General features: G+C 71.2%; 14 protein-coding genes. 3 read left to right on the top strand and 11 right to left on the bottom strand.

From position 1 onward, the window contains the following. Positions 1-169: 169 nt before the first annotated feature. Entirely contained in the window at positions 170-1,735 is a 1,566-nt protein-coding gene (locus LR394_RS42680) for a tetratricopeptide repeat protein (protein WP_331283041.1), read from the top strand. Between the two features lie 587 nt (positions 1,736-2,322). Here LR394_RS42680 and LR394_RS04200 read toward each other — a convergent pair. The 6 genes from LR394_RS04200 to LR394_RS04225 form a co-directional block, all read right to left on the bottom strand. Further along, complete coding sequence (locus LR394_RS04200; RefSeq protein ID WP_231439012.1) at positions 2,323-3,036, bottom strand: molybdopterin-dependent oxidoreductase; 714 nt, start codon at positions 3,034-3,036, stop codon at positions 2,323-2,325. A 234-nt stretch (positions 3,037-3,270) separates the two neighbouring features. Then, complete coding sequence (locus LR394_RS04205) at positions 3,271-4,374, bottom strand: ABC transporter ATP-binding protein (protein WP_231439013.1); 1,104 nt, start codon at positions 4,372-4,374, stop codon at positions 3,271-3,273. Between the two features lie 8 nt (positions 4,375-4,382). After that, on the bottom strand, positions 4,383-5,198 hold the full coding sequence (locus tag LR394_RS04210; RefSeq protein WP_231439014.1) for an ABC transporter permease: 816 nt from the start codon (positions 5,196-5,198) through the stop codon (positions 4,383-4,385). A gap of 14 nt (positions 5,199-5,212) precedes the next feature. Further along, complete coding sequence (gene modA, locus LR394_RS04215; RefSeq protein ID WP_231439015.1) at positions 5,213-5,983, bottom strand: molybdate ABC transporter substrate-binding protein; 771 nt, start codon at positions 5,981-5,983, stop codon at positions 5,213-5,215. A gap of 17 nt (positions 5,984-6,000) precedes the next feature. Beyond that, positions 6,001-6,414, bottom strand: a complete 414-nt coding sequence (locus LR394_RS04220) for a TOBE domain-containing protein (protein WP_231439016.1) — start codon at positions 6,412-6,414, stop codon at positions 6,001-6,003. 80 nt (positions 6,415-6,494) lie between these two features. Then, positions 6,495-6,800 carry a hypothetical protein gene (locus LR394_RS04225; RefSeq protein ID WP_231439017.1) on the bottom strand — a complete coding sequence of 102 codons (306 nt, stop codon included), beginning with the start codon at positions 6,798-6,800 and terminating at the stop codon, positions 6,495-6,497. Positions 6,801-6,899: 99 nt separating this feature from the next. Here LR394_RS04225 and LR394_RS04230 point away from each other — a divergent pair, with 99 nt between their 5' ends. Next, complete coding sequence (locus LR394_RS04230) at positions 6,900-8,183, top strand: multidrug effflux MFS transporter (protein ID WP_231439018.1); 1,284 nt, start codon at positions 6,900-6,902, stop codon at positions 8,181-8,183. Here the strand turns inward: LR394_RS04230 and LR394_RS04235 are convergent. Beyond that, positions 8,180-8,518 (bottom strand): hypothetical protein, encoded by a 339-nt coding sequence (locus LR394_RS04235; protein WP_231439019.1) that lies wholly within the window; start codon positions 8,516-8,518, stop codon positions 8,180-8,182. The genes LR394_RS04230 and LR394_RS04235 overlap by 4 nt on opposite strands. A 333-nt stretch (positions 8,519-8,851) precedes the next feature. Here LR394_RS04235 and LR394_RS04240 point away from each other — a divergent pair, with 333 nt between their 5' ends. Further along, positions 8,852-9,529 (top strand): HAD family hydrolase, encoded by a 678-nt coding sequence (locus LR394_RS04240; RefSeq protein WP_231439020.1) that lies wholly within the window; start codon positions 8,852-8,854, stop codon positions 9,527-9,529. On the opposite strand, the gene LR394_RS04245 is transcribed toward LR394_RS04240, so the two are convergent. The 4 genes from LR394_RS04245 to LR394_RS04260 form a co-directional block, all read right to left on the bottom strand. Beyond that, the gene (locus LR394_RS04245) at positions 9,429-10,784 is read right to left on the bottom strand and encodes a helix-turn-helix domain-containing protein (RefSeq protein ID WP_231439021.1); all 1,356 of its coding nucleotides are present in this window, start codon (positions 10,782-10,784) and stop codon (positions 9,429-9,431) included. The two genes, LR394_RS04240 and LR394_RS04245, sit on opposite strands and share 101 nt — an antisense overlap. Positions 10,785-11,296: 512 nt before the next feature. Then, on the bottom strand, positions 11,297-12,511 hold the full coding sequence (locus LR394_RS04250) for a geranylgeranyl reductase family protein (protein ID WP_231439022.1): 1,215 nt from the start codon (positions 12,509-12,511) through the stop codon (positions 11,297-11,299). A gap of 58 nt (positions 12,512-12,569) precedes the next feature. Next, positions 12,570-13,238: a response regulator gene (locus LR394_RS04255; RefSeq protein ID WP_231439023.1), complete on the bottom strand. Its 669-nt coding sequence runs from the start codon at positions 13,236-13,238 to the stop codon at positions 12,570-12,572. Next, on the bottom strand, positions 13,235-15,751 hold the full coding sequence (locus LR394_RS04260) for a sensor histidine kinase (protein ID WP_231439024.1): 2,517 nt from the start codon (positions 15,749-15,751) through the stop codon (positions 13,235-13,237). Before LR394_RS04260 ends, LR394_RS04255 begins: the two co-directional genes overlap by 4 nt. Positions 15,752-15,892: the final 141 nt, after the last annotated feature.

A 15,892-nucleotide genomic window follows, 5' to 3' on the forward strand; every position in this document is an offset into this window, starting at 1 on the left:
CAGCTTCTGGAGAAAGCGACGAATTCGTGCCTATGCTGACAATTACTGCACGCGCAGTAGGTGTCGGCGGACCATATTTGCGCGATTGACGGGGGTCATCGTGATGACGGTGGAACGCTGGACAGGGCACGAAGCGTGGGCTTTGCGTCGGGCTCTGAGAATGACGGTGGTGGGATTTGCCGAATACCTAGGTGTCGGCACCCGCACCGTGAGCAAGTGGGAGGCACGCGGGGCTGACATCGAGCCGATGCCCGAGCTGCAGGCGGTGCTGGACACCGCCCTGGCCCGGGCCGACCGCGCAAGTGCCGAGCGGTTCCGGTTGCTGATCCAGGCGGGAACGGCGGCCCGGGCAGCTGCGGGCCGCAGGCGTGGTTCGGCGGAGAAGCCGGCCTCGGCTCCGGTGGCATCGGCGGCTCCGATGTCCCCGGTGGTCCGGCCGGCGCCCATGCCTGGGCGCTCCGTACGGGCCGCGCGAGCGGCTGCGGTCTCGGCCGAACCGGCGGCCCGGGTGGCCCGTACCTCGGTACGGGACCGCACGGTCCCGCCCAGCCGGTTGCGAGCGCGCCGGCCACCCGGTCAGCCGGGTCCGGATCTACAGGCCGTCGGTGGCTCCGGCGGTCCGGTGGGCCCGGCCCCTCAGCCGGGCGCAACACCTGATTGGAGTACCGATCCGCTCCTGCAGCTCCAGGCCCGGACGGTGCCCGAGGGCGGGGCCCCGACGGTCTCGCCCACCCTGGCCTGTGCCCCTCCTGAGGCCCTGGCCGATGCCTGGGTCCGGGCCCGGGCCCACACGCCGGAACCGCCGGGCGGTCATCCGGCGGTCGGCCGCAGCGATGTCGAGGCGGTGCAGGAGACCGTCTCGTTCTTCAGCCGCGTCGATCACCGCCGCGGTGGCGGGCACGCCCGCACGGCCGTGCTGCAGTACCTCACCTCGGACGTGTCCGGATTCCTGCACGGACGCTTCACCGACGATGCCCTCCGGCGCCAGATGTTCGCGGTCGCCGGGGAGCTCGCCTGCCTGGCCGGGTGGATGTCGTACGACGACGCCGAGCACGCCACCGCTCAGTGGGCCGGGTCGATCGCAGTGAAACTGGCAGCGGAGGCCGGCGACGCCCCGCTGACCGGTTTCGCACTGCGGGCGATGTCCCGGCAGGTGCTCGACCTGGGACAGCCCGATCGCTCCCGGGACCTGGCCGCAGCCGCGGTCAGCGGGGCGCGCTACCAGCTGGCCACCCCGCGTGAGCGGGCTCTGTTGTCGATGGGGCAGGCCCGGGCCCTGGCGGTGGCCGGGGACCGGCAGGCGGCCATGGTGGCGCTGAAACAGGCCGAGTCCGAACTGGCTGCGGCCTCTTCGGCGGACGCCGAACCGGACCGGGTGTTCTTCGTCAGTGAGGCGTCCCTGGCCCATCAGTCCGGTTGCGTGCTGCGCGACCTCGGAGACCTGCGCGGCGCGCTGGAGGCCTTCGAACGCTCGGTGCAGAACCGGCAGCGGTCCAAGTTCCCGAGAGCACATGCGATCACCCTCGGTGACCTCGGTGACGTGCAGGCCCGGCTGGGCCGGCACGACGATGCCGTGGCCACCTGGTCGCAGGCGCTGGATGCGATGTCGGGCGTGCGCTCGGCCCGGACCCGCGCCATAGCCCGTCGCATCCGGGTGATGACGGCGAGCAAACCGGTCAGGGTGGCGGGCTCGGAAGAGCTCGCCGCCCGGGTGGAGCACTACCTGGCCGGATAAACCGACGGTTCGTGGCCCACGTCCTCCCCACGCCGGCACCGCGTGGGCCACCTGACAGATGTCGGCTGGGTATTCGGGCACGCGCCGCCCGGGTACCCAGCCGATCTCACCATCCAGCTACTTCAGTCCCCGCGTCCTCTGGTCGAACGAACGCACGAAACAAGGCCGAAGTCGCCCACCGCGTCTGTCTGCGATTCGATGGGTGGAGTCAGGCCGAAGCCGACGGGGGAGGCGAAGGATGGATCCGCACGTGTTCAACGGCCGCATCCTCGACGCCATACCCCGCAGCCCGGAGCAGTTCTGGGGTCGGCTGCACAGCGCTGCGCACGTTCTGGCTCAAGAGCCCCGGATGTTCTGGTCGTGCCTGGCCCTGCTCCTGGCCGGCGCTGCGCTGGTGTTCTTCCGCAGGCCGTCCGTCGCGATCCTGGCGCTCGCCCTGACCAGCTGGGCCTGGCTGAGGGCCAACCAGGCCCACGAGGGCGCGATCCTGGTGTTCCTGGCGCCCGGTCGCGGCATCACGGAGGCCGATCTGCTCGTCCCCGTCGTCATCGGCCTGGCCGCGGCGGCCCGGCTGCTGTGGCGGAGGCTCAGCCCGCGTATTCCTGCCCTGACGGCCCGTCGAAGCCGTTGCCAGGATTCTCCCCCCGGTCGGCCGACTGGGACGGCAGACGGCCAGGATGCGTCTCCTGGTACGACCAGCGCTCCTCGGCCCAGACCTGCCCCCTGAGGTGGTAGCCGCGCTCCTCCCAGAATCCACGCCGCGGCTCCAGCAGATACTCCCACCCCCGGAACCACTTGGGGCCCTTCCACGAGTACAGGTGCGGAATCACCAGCCGCACCGGGAAACCGTGCTCCGGGGTCAGCAGTTCGCCGTCCTGGTGGGTGGCCAGCATCGCGTTGTCGGCGAGCAGGTCGTCGAGCCGGACGTTGGCGCTGTAGCCGTACTGCCCGTAGACGATCACGTTGGTGATGCCCGGCAGCGGGGGGTAGGCCTCGACCACGTCGCGGGCCCGGATCCCCTCCCAGATGTTGTCCAGGGTGGTGAACTTCCCCGCGCAGTGCATGTCGGCGGTGAGTTCGGAGCGCGGCAGCTTCTCCAGTTCGCCCAGGGAGACCACGAACGACTCGTCGCTCTTGGTGGCCCCGCCGAAGCTCAGCATCCAGGAGTCCCGGTCCCGCACCTTCGGCACCGGCCCGTAGTGGCGCACCGGGCGGTCGGTGCGCCCGGTCTGGCCGGGAGGCATCAGACGATCGTCCGGGTTCTCACCCGGCGGATGGTCGTGGTCCGGTCCCTCCTGCATCCCGCCCCTCATCCCGCCCGTCTGGTCCTCGTCGTCCCGATGGTCCGTACGAAGTTCAAGTACCGACCGACGTCTCCATGTTCGACGCTGACCGCCCGATCCGCCCAATCCGCAGGTCAGCGGACTTCGGACTCTACTGACCGGTTGCCGACGGCCGTTAACCAGGCCCGCTTGTGTGGCCGGTGGGATCCGTACGGGTCCGACTGCACCCGGTCATGACCGCAGGTGAGACCCTTAGGGCGCGGGATAGGCGGTGACTTCCCCGGCTTTTGCCGAGAGCTGGACCTCGAGCCCGGGCGTCAGCCGTAGTTCGGCCACGGCGGCCGCGGTGACGTCGACCAGCGCGTCCGGAGCACCCTTGACCGCCACCCGAACCCGGTCGGTGAGCAGTTCCACGCCGCTGACCGTGCCCGCCCAGACGTTGCGCGGCGACCCCTCCGGCAGTTCACCCAGATGCAGCGAGATCGCCGTCGGCGCCAGCACCGCCAGCACCTTCGCGTCGGCCGGCAGGCCTTCCGGAATGCTCGCGGCGATCAGCTCGCCCCCGGAGTCCAGCCGGATGCGCCCGTGCGCCGGATCGATCAGCCGTCCGGCGTAAAGGTTGAGCCCCATCAGCCGGGCCACGTATTCGGTGACCGGCCGGCGGGCGACCTCGGCGGGCGTCCCGGTCTGCACGATCCGCCCCTCCTCCAGGACCAGGATCCGGTCGGCCAGGACCAGCGCCTCCAGCGGGTCGTGGGTGACGACGATGCTGGGGCCGCTGAACGAGGTCAGCCGCCGGCGCAGTTCGGACCGGATCTCCAGACGGGTGCGGGCGTCGAGGGCGGCCAGCGGTTCGTCCAGCAGCATCATCGCCGGGCCGGAGGCCAGCGCGCGGGCCAGCGCCACCCGCTGGGCCTGGCCGCCGGAGAGCTGAGCCGGACGGCGGGCAGCCAGGGCATCCAAGCCGAGCGTCTGCAGCGTCTCCAGCGCGTGGGCCCGGGCGGCAGCGCGCTTGACCCCCCGGGCGCGCGGGGCGAACGCCACGTTGTCGAGTACGGAAAGGTGCGGAAACAGGCGGTAGTCCTGGAAGACCAGCCCGATCCGGCGTTCGGTGGCGTCTTTGAAGACGTCGGTGGCCGGGTCGTCCCAGACCGTACCGGCAATGCTGATCCGGCCTTGGCGCAGCGGGATCAGCCCGGCGAGAGTGCGCAGCAGAGTGGTCTTTCCGGCGCCGTTGGGGCCGAGAACGGCCAGCACCTCGCCGCCCGGTACGCGGACATGGGCGCTCAGGGCGAAGGCGCCGCGGCTCACCTGCACGTCGGCGTCCAGTCCTTCAATCAGGGACGAGGTGCTCACCGGGGCGCTCACAGCCGGGTCCCGCTGTTGAGCCATCGGTCTCGGAGCAGGGCCAGCACGGTCACGGACACCACCAGAAGAACCAGGCTCAGGGCGATCGCCGCATCCGGCTCGCTCTGCATGGTCTCGTAGATGTAGATCGGCATGGTCTGGGTGGTGCCGGGGAAGCTGCCGGCGAAGGTGGCGGTGGCGCCGAACTCGCCCAGCGCCCGGGCCCAGGTCAGTACGCTGCCGGCGATCAGGCTGGGCCAGATCAGCGGCAGGGTGACCCGGCGGAAGGTGGCGAAGGGCCCCGAGCCCAGCGTGGCCGCGGCCTCTTCCAGGCCGCGGTCGGCGCTGCGCAGGGCACCCTCCACGGTGACCACGAGAAACGGCATGGCCACGAAGGTCTCGGCGATGATCACGGCCCAGACGGTGAAGGGCAGCGAGAAACCGGTGTACTCGTAGATGTACTGCCCGAAGATGCCCCGGCGGCCGAAGGCCATCAGCAGGGCCACGCCCCCGACCACCGGCGGCAGCACCAGCGGCAAAGTGACGAAGGCGCGCAGCAGACTGATCCCCGGGCGCCGGCTGCGGGCCAGTACCCAGGCCAGCGGGACCCCGAGGAACAGCGACAGAGCGGTGGCTGCGGTCGCGGTGATCAGCGAGAGCCGCAGTGCCTGCAGTGCGGCCGGTTCGGCGAGCAGCTGCGGCAGCTCGGTCCAAGGGGTGCGCAGCAGCAGCCCGCTGAGCGGGAGCAACAGGAACAGCACCGCGAGCACCGCCGGCACCGCCAGCGGCCAGGGGACGCGGGTGTCGGGCTCGGTGTCCCGGCGGGCGCTCACAGCAGAACCAGGGGTCAGGGCTTGGCGAAGCCGGCGGTCTCGAGCTCGGCGGCGCCGGCGTCGGACAGCACGTAGTCGACGAAAGCCTTGGCCAGATCGGCGTTCTTGCTCTCTTCGAGGGTGGCGATCGGGTAGGCGGTGCTGGCGTTGACGTCGGCCGGGATCTCCACCCCGGACACCTCCTCGCCGGCCGACTTCACGTCGGTGACGTAGACCAGGCCGGCGTCGGCCTCGCCCAGGGTGATCTTCGAGAGCGTGGACTTGACGTCGACCTCGTTGCTGACCGGGGTGACGTCGATGCCCGCGTTCTTGAACACCTCACGCGCGCTGACCCCGCACGGCACGTCCTCGGCGCAGAGCACCACCTTGACGTCCTTCTTGGCGAGGTCCTCGAGCGAGGTGATCTTGGCCGGGTTGTCGGCCGGGACCGCGATCTCCATCGTGTTGTTCGCGAAAGTCACCGGATCGGCGGCGCTCCCGCTCTCCACCACCTGGTCCATGTTCTTGGTGGAGGCGGAGGCGAACACGTCGGCCGGGGCGCCGGAGTTGATCTGCTCGGCCAGGCCGGAGCTCGGGCCGAAGCTGAGGGTGACCGTGGTACCCGGGTTCTCGGCCTCGAAGGCCTTGCCCAGGTTGCCGAACGACTCGGTCAGCGAGGCGGCCGCGAACACGGTGATCTCGCCGGACAAGCTGTCGCCGGAACCAGCCTCGGGGTCGTCGGCCGAACCCCCGCCGCAGGCGGCCAGGGCCAGCGCCGAGGCGGCGATGAGAGCGATCTTGCGCATGGATTCTTCTCTTTCGGCTAGTCGGCGTCCGGGACCTCGACCACGACGTTCGTGGACTTGATCGAGGCCACCGCCAGGACGCCCGGTTCCAGGCCGAGCTCGTCGGCGGCTTCCCGGCTCATCAGGGAGACCACCCGGTACGGGCCGGCCTGGATCTCGACCTGAGCCATCACCGTGTCCCGCACCACCCGGGTCACCAGACCGGTGAAGCGATTGCGGGCCGAGGAACGACCCAGGCCCTCCTGCTCGGCGGCCGCCGGGGTCTCGTGCGCCAGTTGCTCGGCGAACCGGGCCAGTTCGGTGCCCTCGACCGCCCGCCGGCCGGACTCGTCGGTGGTGGTGGGCAGGCGACCGGAATCGGCCCAGCGGCGGATGGTGTCGTCGCTGACGCCGAGCAGTTCGGCGGCCTGGCGGATCCGGAACAGGGTCACGGACGGGAGCATAACCGCAGAAGCGGCGCTGCTACCGGCTGGTGCTCCGCAGTTACGGTCCTGTGACCAGAAGGCGGAGCTCAGAGGCGGGAACTGGGCACCCGCACGGTGATCAACTGCAGCTCGTCGGCCAGCTCGTCGATCCGGGTGCGCTCCAGCGGGCCGGCCACGATCAGCGCGTGCAGGCCGTGCTTGTTGCCCAGCGCCCGTACCGCCTGCAGGGTCTCGTCCTCGTCACGCAGGCTGTCGGCCAGGTCGAAGGTCTCCAGCAGGGCGTACCCCTCGGCGCCGGCGCACAACGCGATCTCGATCCGGGCCCGGCGGCGTTGCTGGTCGGACGCGCCGGGGGCGGCCCGGAACAGGCCGACAGCAGGGGGATGGGGCATGTGACCAGAATCCGGGTAACGGCCCTGGGCGACGATGTTCCACCGGTGAACCCCCGATGCATCCTGCGAAGCTCGGCGGCAGCGGGTAATTTCGCAATGGTGCCGTCACTCCCAGCCCGCCTCCGCACTAGCGTCGCACCTTCCACCGCCGCCCTGGTGATCGTCACCGGGGTGGGCCCGATCGCCACCGACTCCTACGTCGCCGCGCTGCCGGCCCTGCAGACCTCGCTCGACACCACCGCGGCCGTGGCCCAGCTCACCCTGACCGCGTTCATCGTCGGGATGGCGGCCGGGCAGATCCTGTTCGGGCCGGTCAGCGACGGCCGGGGCCGGCGCGGGCTGCTGCTCGGCGGAGCGATCGTCTTCACCGTCACCTCGCTGCTGTGCGCGCTCTCGCCCTCGGGCCCGCTGCTCGTCGCCATGCGCCTGCTGCAGGGGCTGGCGGCGGGCGCCGGCATCGCCATCGGCCGCGCGGTGGTCGGCGACGCCTATCCACCGGCCGAGGCGGCCCGGCGGTACGGCACTCTGGCGGCCATCGTCTTCCTCGGCCCGGTGCTGGCCCCGGCGGCCGGCGGCGCGGTGCTGGCGGTGGGGGACTGGCGCACCATCTTCTTCGTGCTCACCGGCTTCGGTGTGCTCATGGTGCTCAGCGTGCTGCTCGGCATCCCCGAGACGTTGCCGGCCTCCGAGCGGCACGGCAGCGGCTTGGGGGCGACCGTCCGCCGGATGGGCGACCTGGGAAGCGACTGGTCGTTCATGCGCCACGTCGTGCTGCAGTGCGTGGTCACCGGCGGCTTCTTCACCTACATCGGGGGCTCGTCGTTCGTGCTGCAAGAGGTGTACGGCATCTCCGAGGGCACCTACGCCACGGTGTTCGCGGTCAACGCCTGCGCGATGGCGGCCGCCACGCTGGTCTTCCGCGCCCTGGTCGGGCGGGTCTCCTCACAACGGCTGCGCCTGCTCGGGATGAGCCTCTCGGCGGCGGCCGCGGCCGGGGTGCTGGGTTGCGCCCTGTACGAGCGGGTGGACGGGCAGGCCCCGCCGCTGGCGGTGATCTGGGTCCTGCTCACCGTGCTGGTCGGCGGGATGGGCTTCACCATTCCGGCGGCCACGGCGCTGGGGCAGGAAGCCGGTGACCGTTCCCGGGGCACCGCGGCCGCGCTGATGGGTGGGCTGGTGTTCTTCTGCGGGGCGGCGGTGACGCCGCTGACCGGGCTGATCGGCTACGGGACGCTGCTGCCGATGGCTGCGCTGATGAGCGGCTTCTTCGTGCTCGCGCTGCTGTTGCTCGCCGTTCTCGGCCGCCCAGGTGGACCGGACCGCGTCGGCCGCCCAGAAACGTCTCCAGTTGTGGGCTCTGATCGTCGGCGCACCCTGAACTAGTGGCGCCGGCGTCCCGTGCGCGGTCCGTGCCCGTGATCCACCCAGTCCACCCAGCGGTCCGAGCGGTGCAGTCCACCCCGGGAACGCCGGCGTGGCGCCACCCGGACCCGGAGAATGGCGGGGGACTGCTCGCTGGGGACCACCGAGACGATGTCGGGCAGCGCGCGGATCATCCGGCTGGCCGTGCCGTCCTTCCACTGACCGGCCCCGGAGTGCAGGTAGACCACCAGGACGTCCGGTTCGATCATGTCCTCACTGACGTCGAGCAGAACCAGCCCCCGCTGGAGCAGATCCCGCCGGAGCAGATCGGCCCGCATCTCCATCTCCGCACCCATCCCTACCCCTACCCCCTGCCGAAGCCCCCAAACAACGAAACCAGGGGATCTCGCGCCGGCCCGAGATTCCCTGGGAGGGCGAGACCAGCGATGGGTGATGGTCCCCAACCGCTGGCCTCGCCGATCTAGGGTGGCCAACCCCCGTTTGCTTGGCCACACCACCAGGGTCATACGGACGATGGCCGTAGTCATCCGTTCGATGAGGACAGCCTTAATGTCCTCATTGCACCTTTGTCGACGGGTGATGCTGGTCCACCTGATCGGAGAATCAGCACCAGGCAGATGCAGCGCAGCGGCTGCACCGGTGCGACGCAGCAGGGAGGCGCGAGACGCATGATCCGTTCGGTCGTGTTCGACGTAGGCGAGACGCTTCTGGACGACACGTCGGAGTGGGGCCGGTGGGCGGACTGGATCGGGGTGCCCCGGCACACCTTCTCCGCGGTGATGGGCGCCGTGGTGATGACCGGTCGCGACAACGGCGAGACGTTCCAGTACTTCCGGCCCGGGTTCGACATCCCCACGGAACGACAGCGCCGGGAAGACGCCGGTTGCGGTGAGCACATCAGCGAGAGCGACCTGTACCCGGACGTGCGCCCGGTCCTGCGGGCACTGCGGGAGGCCGGGTACTGGGTCGGGATCTCGGGCAATCAGTCGGCCCGCGCGGGTGATCTGCTGCGCGCGCTGGACCTGCCGGCCGACGCGGTGATGGTCTCCGGCGACCTGGGGCTGATCAAGCCGTCGGCCGCCTACTTCGACTGGCTGGCGGACTGGGCGCCGGGCGCGCGCGAGGAGATCCTCTACGTCGGCGACCACCGCGACTTCGACGTGCTGCCGGCCCGGGACCAGGGCTTTCACGCCGCCCTGGTGCGCCGGGGCCCGTGGGGGCACCTGTGGGCCGACGACGAGGAGGTCAAGCAGACGGCGGACTGGGTGGTCGAGTCGCTGCGGGAACTGCCGGCCCTGCTGGGGCCGCGGAAACCGGCCGGGCCGGAGCCAGTACCTCACGGGTGAAGCCCTCCACCGCCGCGGCCCGGACCGAGCTGGTCCCGGCCAAGGCGGTGAGGGTGCTGTGCACGTCCGGGTCCACGCGGACGTTCTGCGGGGCGATCCGCTGGGCCGAGCGGAGCGTCTCCAGGACGTCGTCGTGCCGGCCGATCGCGAACTGGGCCCGGGCCAGGTCGACGTAGAAGTGCGAGCGGCGCTCGGCCGGCAGCGTCGGCGGCGGGGCCCAGTTGTGGGCCGTGGCCAGGGCGATCTGCGGGGCGTCGAGCTCCACCGCGGTGGAGACCTCGTGGATCCGGACCGACTCCGGGCCGAACGCGGTTCCGGCCCAGATCCCCTCGCGCACCTGCGCGGCGGTGTCCTTGGCCTCGTCCAGGTGGTCCCAGGCCTGCTGGGTGAGCCCGGCCCGGGCGGCGGCGATGGCGGCGCGCATGTGCAGGGCGCCGTACTGCGCCAGCATCTCGTGCGGGCGCCCGTGCGGGCGGGCCTTGACCGCGTCGGCGGCCCGCTCCAGCATGATCCGCCCGGCCCGCGGCTCGCGGCCCAGGAAGAACGACTCGGCCCGGACGTAGGAGGTGGCGGCCACGCTGAACGGCTCGCCGGTCTGGGCGGCGGCCCAGCCCATGATGTGGATCAGCCGCCCGGACAGGTCGTGCAGGCCCAGCTTGGCGGCCACCGCGTCGGCGGCCCGCCAGGCCTGCACCAGCATCCGGGCCAGCTCCTGGCGCTGCTCGTCGGTGCGTTCCTCCAGCAGTGCGCGGGTGAGCTCGGGAATCAGGTCGGGCAGGGTCGAGAGCAGCTGCCGGTACTCGGAATTCAGGCGCTCGTCGATGAGATCGGCGGTGGCCAGCCGTAGTTCGGTCAGACCGCGCACCGGGCCGTCGTCGGGCAGGTCGTACAGGTCGGCCAGCCGGTGCAGGGCGCTGATCCCCGGGCCGTCCGCGGTGACCAGGCCGAGCCCGGAATCCAGCCGCCGGGGCCGGGCTTCGATCCGCCGCTCGGCCAGGTCGAACTCCAGGGCGGCGGTGGCCAGCCGGACCAGTTCCCCACCGGCCCCCAGAACCTCGTCGAGCCGGCGCGCGACGTCGGGCTGCGGGCGGCGCTCGGCCCGCTCCATCTTGGCGATCAGCGTGCCGCTGACGTGCACCTGGCGGCCGAGTTGGGACTGGGCGATCCCGGCCTGGGTGCGGTAGGCGCGCAGACGGGCGCCGAACCGGGCGAGCCGGGAGGCGTCGGGATCGAGGTCGCGCAACGGCTGTGGCATGGCTGGCCTCCCATCAAAGGTCCAGTCGCAGCGGGCCAGGCGGTCCGGCGAGGCATGCTGCTGTCATCACAATATGCAACCCTGTACAAAAGGGTAAGTCCGAATTCGGCCCTTTTGTCGAAACGGTCTGCGCGGGGGAGATTTCTCTGACCGTCCGTCCAGGGAAATTCCTACCGGGTTCCTCGTGAGTAGTCCGGCAAAGCCTTGATGAGCAGGCGTGTCGTCCGTACGGCCGAGTGCGGGCGGCGACTTGGTTGGCGGGGCCGCGGTGGGGCTCGAAGCTGTCCGTCACCGCGGTCCCGCCGGTCGATGGGGCACCCGGCGGAGGTGGCTGCCGAGCGGAGATCCTGCCAGTCGCAGTGCGTTACGAGACATCGTTGGTACGTCGCAGAAGGGGACAGCGCTGATGTCCTCTTGAGTCCTGGCCCGGGGTAAGGCAGTTCAGTGCAGTTCAGGCGCGTTCAGTGGCACTCAAGCCCGGTCAGGTGTTCCCGGTTGAAGCGAGCCGGTGTTCAGGTTGAGGCCGGCCGCGGCACCGGTAGGCCGCTGAGGCCGCGCATCAGCCACCGGGCGGGGGCGAACCGCAGGACCCGGGCGACGTTGGTCTGTCCCCGGCCCAGGCGCTGGAACTCGCGCCAGCCCAGGGGCGTCCGGGTCAGCAGGGCGTGCATGACCGACGGGTGTCGCTCGAAGGCGCGCAGGAACACCCGCCCCGCGTCCATCTCCGGTCCCAGTTCCTGCGAGATCCGCATGGTGTAGTCGCGCACCACCCGGCTGAGACCGCCCATGCTGGGCGGCATCCCGTTCGGGCCGGCCGCCTTGGCGGCGCACTCGCCGGCGATCCGGCCGGAGCGCAGGGCATAGGAAATGCCTTCTCGCGTCCAGGGTTCCAGCAGGCCGGCGGCGTCCCCGGCGACCAGTACGCGGCCCTGCCCGAGCGGTGAGTCGGGGGTGCGGCAGCGGGTCAGGTGACCGGACTCGTGGGTCACCTCGGCATCGCCGAGCCCCTGCTGCTCCACGAAAGTCTTCAGATAGGAACGGGCTTCGTCGGCGGTGCCGCGCCGGGAGATCACGCCCACGGTGATGCTCGCGCCCTTGGGGAAGACCCAGCCGTACGAACCCGGAATCGGGCCCCAGTCCATGTGCACCCGTCCCGCCCAGGTGCGCCGCTGCTCCTCGGAGGCCTTGAGCTCGTACTCCAGGCCGAGGTCGACCTGCTCCAGCGACACCCCCACGTGCCGCGCGATCCGGCTGGCACTGCCGTCGGCGCCGACCACGTAGCGCGCCCGGATCGGTCCGTCCGAGCTGGACAGCAGCGCACCGTAGGCGTCCTCGGTCACCGCCGTCACGGTCACCCCGGAGCGGATCTCGACCCCCAGCGAGGCGGCGTGATCCAGCAGGGCGGCGTCGAACTCGCTGCGCTCGACCAGGCTCAGCATCCGCGACCGGGCGGCCCGGGCCGCCGGTTTCTGGCCCTGGGCGGTGAACGAGGCCTTGACGATCTCCTGCCGCACCGGCACGTCCAGATCGGCGAGCTCGGCCAGGCTGCCCCCGATCAGACCCCCGCCGCAGGTCTTGTAACGCGGGAAGCGGGCGCGGTCCACGATCAGCGTGCGCGCCCCCAGCCGGGCCGCCGCGGCCGCCGCACTGCTGCCGGCCGGGCCCGCGCCCACCACGACAACGTCGTATCCGGTCCTGTCGTCCTGCCCGGATCCACCCGCATGCATTGCCGCATGGTAGCCAGCTCCGCTGAACGCCCGATGGTCAGGAAGTCCTAACCCGCACTCAGGGCTGGAACCGGTAGCCCATCCCCGGCTCGGTGATCAGGTGTGCGGGCCGGGTCGGGTCGGTCTCCAGCTTGCGCCGCAGCTGGGCCATGTACTGCCGGACGTTCTGGGTCTCGGCCCGGTAGGTCGGGCCCCAGACCTGTTCCAGCAGGTAACGCTGGCTGAGCAGCTTGCCCGGCTCGGCCACCACGGCGGCCAGCAGCTGCCACTCGGTCTTGGTCAGGTGCACCTCGTCGGGGGTGATCGCGCGGTTGGCCAGATCGATCCGGAACCGGCCGATCAGCACGTCGGCCGGGGCGTCGGCGCTGCCCTGGCGCCGGGCCACCACCCGGATCCGGGCCAGCAGCTCGTCCACGCTGAACGGCTTGGTCACGTAGTCGTCGGCGCCGGCGTCCAGCGCGTGCACCTTGTCGTGGCTGTCGGACCGGCCGGACAGCACGATCACCGGAACCTTGGTCCAGGTCCGTAGTCGCCGGATCACCTCCACTCCGTCCAGGTCGGGCAGGCCGAGGTCGAGCACCACGATGTCCGGGTGGTCCTGCCGGGCGGCCTCCAGCGCGGCCTGCCCGCCGCCGGCCGTCACCACCTCGTACTGCCGGGCCAGCAGGTTGATCCGCAGCACCCGGATCATCTGCGGCTCGTCGTCCACCACCAGGATCTTGGTCATGCCAGCTCCACCTGCACCAGGCTCATGATCATGGTCAGCCCGCCGCCGGGCGTGGTGTCGGGGGTGAGGCTGCCGCCCATCGCCTCGGTCAGCCCTCGGGACAACGCCAGCCCGAGACCGACGCCGGTGCCGTTGTCCCGGTCGCCGAAGCGCTGGAACGGCAGGAACACGTCGTCCCACATCTCGGCCGGGATCCCCGGCCCACGGTCGATCACCCTGGTCTCCACCTTCCCGGCGTGGGCGCTCACCACGATCATCGGCGGGCGGCCGGGCGGGGAGTAGCGCAGGGCGTTGCGCAGCAGGTTCACCAGCACCCGCTCGATCAGCACCGGGTCGCCGGTCACCTCCAGGAACTCCTCCGGCAGGTGCACCTCGATCTCACGGCCGGGCGGGCCGATCTCGTCCAGGGCCATCGCCACCGTCTCGGCGATGCTGGTCGGCTGCGGGTGCATGGCCAGCGCGCCGGCCTGCAGCCGGCTCATGTCCAGCAGGTTGTCGACCAGCCGGGTCAGCCGGTCCAGCGACTCCTCCACGCTGGCGAGCAGTTCGGCCTGGTCGTCGGCGCTGAACTCGACCCCGGGCGCGCGCAGCCCGCCGATCGCCGCCTTGGCCGAGGCGAGCGGGGTGCGCAGGTCGTGACTGACGGCCGAGAGCAGGGCGGTGCGCATCCGGTCGACCTCGGCCAGCGGCCCGGCCGCCGCGGCCTGTTCGCTGAGCTGCTGCTGGCGCATCGCCACCACCGCCTGGTTGGCGAACGCCTGCACCACCCGCCGGTCCTCGGCCGCCAGCGGGTGCCCGCACAGCACCAGCGAGACCTGCTCGTCGACCAGCACCTCGGCGTCCCCCTCACCGGGGGTGCTCAGCGACTTCCCGACCGAGGCCACCACTTCCCAGGCCTCGGCGTCGTGCTGAATGTCCGGGCTGGGCGCGGCGTCCGGGCGCCGGTGCAGCAGCGTGGCGCCGTTGAAGCCGAAGGTCTCGAGCAGCTGGTCCAGCAGGGCGGGCAGCGGCTCGGCCCCGCGCAGCACGTTGCCGGCCAGGGTGGAGAGCGTCTCGGCCTCGGCCTGGGCGCTGGCCGCCTCCCGGGTGCGCCGGGCCGCGCGGTCGACGGTGGCGCTCACCGCGATCGCCACCACCAGGAACACCGCCAGGGCGAGCACGTTCTCCCCGGACGCGATCGCCACCCCGTGAAAGGGCGGGGTGAAGAAGAAGTTCAGCATGAAGGTGCCCAGCAGAACCGCGACCAGGGCCGGCCAGAGCCCGCCGACCAGCGCCACCAGCACCACCGCGGCCAGGTAGAGCAGCACGTCGCTGTCCAGCGAGACCTGCTCGCGCAACCGGATCAGCAGCCCGGTGAGCGCGCCCAGGCCGAGGGTGGCCAGCAGGAAACCGGCGAGCCGCCGATTGCGGCTCAGCGCGCTGGCCCGGTGCGGCAGCGCCCGGCCCTTGCGTACCTGGCCGTGGGTGACCAGGTGGACGTCCATGCTGCCGGCGCCGTTGGTGGTGGTCACGCCGACGCCGGGGGAGAACAGCGACTGCAGTCGGCCGCGGCGGGAGACCCCGAGGACGAGTTCGGTGGCGTTGACGCCGCGGGCGAAGGCGAGCAGGGCCTTGGGGATGTCGTTGCCGACGACCTGGTGGTAGGTGCCACCCAGGTCCTCGATCAGGGTGCGCTGAGCCACCAGGTGGGCATGGCTGCCACCACTGAGGCCGTCGTTGCGGGCCACGTGCACGGCCAGGAGTTCGGCCCCGCGGGAACGGGCGGCCCGGCGGATCAGCGTCTCGCCTTCGGGCCCGCCGGTGAGGGCCACCACCACGCGCTTGCGGGCTTCCCAGGTGTCGGAGATGTTGTGCGAGGAGCGGTAGTCCTCGAGTTCGTCGTCGACCTTGTCGGCCAGCCAGAGCAGGGCCAGCTCGCGCAGCGCGGTCAGGTTCCCGACCCGGAAATAGTTGCCGAGAGCCGCGTCGATCTTCTCCGGCCGGTAGATGTTGCCGTGCGCCATCCGCCGCCGGATCGCCTCCGGCGCCATGTCCACCAACTCGATCGCCTCGGCCCGGCGCACCACCTCGTCCGGCACTGTCTCCCGCTGCGGCACTCCGGTGATCTGCCGCACGATGTCGTTGATCGACTCCAGATGCTGCACGTTCACCGTGGTCAGCACCGTCATCCCGGCGTCCAGCAGTTCCTCGATGTCCTGCCAGCGCTTCGCGTTGCGGGAGGTCGGGACATTGCTGTGGGCCAGCTCGTCGACCAGCACCACCTCCGCGCCCCGGGCCAGCACCGCATCCACATCCATCTCCGTGAACGTGGCACCCCGATAGTGAACGGTCCGCCGCGGGAGCACCTCGAGATCACCGATCATCGCCTCGGTCTGCTCCCGGCCATGAGTCTCCACGTACCCGACCACCACGTCGGTCCCCCGCTCACGGCGCCGATGCCCCTCCTCGAGCATCTTGTACGTCTTGCCCACCCCGGGGGCGGCACCCAGGTGCACCCGCAGCTGACCAGCCATCGCGCTCAGCCTCGCCCCTCGACCAATGTCTCCACCCCAGCAGTGTTCCGGGCCCGGAACAGCACACCTCTGCTCGAAGAGGAAGGGCAGATGCGTTGACAGTTTCTTGATAAGTCTTGCAAAGATCCCGACAGCTTCTTG

This window comes from Kineosporia babensis (genome assembly GCF_021129305.1).
Taxonomy (GTDB): domain Bacteria; phylum Actinomycetota; class Actinomycetes; order Actinomycetales; family Kineosporiaceae; genus Kineosporia; species Kineosporia babensis.